The organism is Cognatilysobacter lacus (assembly GCF_008274655.1).
GTDB classification, from domain to species: Bacteria; Pseudomonadota; Gammaproteobacteria; order Xanthomonadales; family Xanthomonadaceae; genus Cognatilysobacter; species Cognatilysobacter lacus.
Genome location: NZ_VTRV01000224.1, coordinates 1 through 2,658, shown reverse-complemented (window position 1 = coordinate 2,658; position 2,658 = coordinate 1). Strand labels below are relative to the sequence as shown.

The window sequence follows — 2,658 nt, the reverse complement described above, 5'->3', positions numbered from 1 at the left end:
CGCCGGGAAGCCTGTGCCGCTGACCGGCCGCGCGGGCCGCGCAGGCAACACGAACACGGCGGCCGTGCGCGGTGGAACGCTGAAGTGGCCGAGCCCATCGCTGCGCGCCTGGCGAACGCGCGCGTCCGCGCCGCGGCGCTGCACGGGATGCAGAACGTAGGGCTTGCCACGCTCGGATGGCAGGACGATGGAACGCGCCTCGGCCGACGCGTTCACCAGGTAGAGCACTTCCCGATATGCGCCGGCATCGATGCCGCTGCCGTCCACGTGGCCGACGATCACCGCGTTGTTGGTCGCCGTCCCGGCATTCGGAAACGTCAGGCGTCGCTGGACTTCTGCCGCATCGCGCAGCCGCAGCAGCGGTGTCGACGCGCGGATGCGCAGCCAGTCGCGGAAGACATCGCGCATCCACGCGATGTCGCGCGGCGTCGGTCGGATGCGGGGATCGCGAAGAACCGGCGCCAGCAGCGGCCAGTCCTTGCTGTTGTCCGCGGATGCCGGCAAGCCGGCGCCGAATCCGTTGTCGGTGTAGGTCCAGTCGAGCCGATTGAACCGGTCGCCCGAGTCGAAGCTGTTGCGATCGAGCGACTTGCTGCGCAGGAGGTCGATGCCGGCGTGGTAGTAGGCCACGCCCTGGCTCAGCGCCACCACCGCGACGCCGAGCGCCTGCACGCGCGCGCGCTCGGCGCGTGGCGTTGTGCTCGGAAGCCGCAGTGCATCGACATCGAACAGCGTGAGGTTGTCGTGGTTCTCGACGTAGTTGACGACGTCACCGGGCGCGATGGCGTAACCGGCCGGCTGGCCTGCGTAGGCGAGGCTGGCCAGCGTGTCACGATGGCCATCGGCAAAGGTCATCGGGTAGTCGCGCAGCGTGCCGGCGAGCCCGGCGTGCACCAGGTCCGCCGCACGGGCGGCAGCGGGGTCGGTGACCGGCAATTCCGCGAGGCCGTTGAGCCAGCCCTTGCGCTGCACGAGGTCCGCGCCGGAATCGCAGCAGCCACCACCGCGCAGCGCGTCCCGTGCGCGGTCGCTGAAGGTGCCGATGCCGGTACCGGCCAGCCGACCCTGCGCGGCCTGCACGAAGCGGCGGCCGTCGGCCACTTCGCCGTAGTTCCAGCCTTCCCCGATCAGCGGAACGTCGTGGCCGACAGCGTCGCGCAACGCACGTTGCGCCTGCTCCATCACCGCGCGCGGCTGATGGCCCATCAGGTCGAAGCGGAACGAATCGATGCCGTAGTCGCGCGCCCAGCGCACCAGCGTGTCCACCATCAGGCGCGCCATCATGCGGTGCTCGGTCGCGGTGTTGGCGCAGCAGGTCGAATGCTCGACCGCGCCGTTCGCATCGAGCCGCAGGTAGTAGCCGGGAACGATGCGGTCGAGCACCGATGTCGCGTCCTGGCCCGACGCGTGCACATGGTTGTACACCACGTCCATGCCGACGCGCAGGCCGGCCGCGTGCAGCGCCTGGACCATGGCGCGGAACTCGCGGATGCGCGCGTCACCGTCGCTCGCGTCGGTGGCGTAACTGCCTTCCGGTGCGCCGAAGTGATACGGGTCGTAGCCCCAGTTGTAGCAGTCGCGTGCGGCGCTGGCGGCGATCAGTTGCTGCGGTATCGGGCTGTCAGGCGCGGATGGCGGTATCACCGGCGTCGTGCAGCCGCGTTCCGGCACGCTGGCGAAATCGAATACGGGCAACAGGTGGATATCGGTGAGGCCGGCCTCGCGCAGCGCGCGCAGGTGGCGCATCCCGTTCGATGCGGCATCGATGAAGGCCAGGTAGCGTCCGCGATGCGCCGCGGGGACGCTCCGGTCGGCGGCGGAGAAGTCGCGCACGTGCAACTCGTAGATGGACATGTCGACGTTGCCCGCGGGCGGCGCAGGTCGCGGGTGGGTCGTCCAGCCGGCGGGTGCGAGGCGCGGATCGTCCAGATCTGCCAGCACGCTGCGCGCCGAGTCGGCGGTGAGCGTCACCGCATACGGATCGGTCACGCGGTTTCGAACAACGCCGACGCCGGGCACCTGCACGTCGACGAGGAACGCATAGGCGCGGCCGCGATGGTCCCCGTCGAGATCGAGCGTCCAGGCGCCGGTGACGCGGTCGTGCCGGAGCGGAAGCGTGCGCTCGGCGGGGCCGTCGGCGCCGGCGTACAGACACACGGCGACCTGGCGCGCGGTGGGTGCCCACAGGCCCAGTTCGGTCGACGTCGCGCTGACGCGAGGCGCCGGCACCGCGCGATCGCCGTCGAGCGCCGCGTCGAGCAGGCCGGGTGACTGCAGCAGCGTCGCATCGACGACGCGGCCGTCGGCGTTCTCCTGCAGCAGCCACCACTGCGCATCGAGGTGGTCGCGGACGTCGCGTTGGTCATCGGTAGTCAGTAGGAACTGCGCACCGGGCGGGACGAACGCGAACGCTGGCGGCGTCGGCTCGCCGGAACCGACGATCGCCGTTAGCGAGATCGCGCGATCCGCGCCCTGCACGCGACGCTCCGCGTCCAGATGCAACGCCGCGTCGTCGGACCGCGCGAGCCTGTATCGGGCGGACGGTGACTTGCCCGGCCATCGCACCGTGTGCGCGTCGAGCCAGTAGGCGCGTGCGTCGACGCGAGGATCAGCGACCGCCGCGAGCGTTCGCGCGGGTGACGCGGCATCGCAGTCCGC

General features: G+C 70.9%; 1 protein-coding gene. It reads right to left on the bottom strand.

What is annotated here, in order from left to right; translation table 11 throughout:
- Positions 1-2,658, bottom strand: a 2,658-nt coding sequence (locus FW784_RS13445; protein WP_149353834.1) for an alpha-1,6-glucosidase domain-containing protein, incomplete at both ends; no start/stop codon positions are given.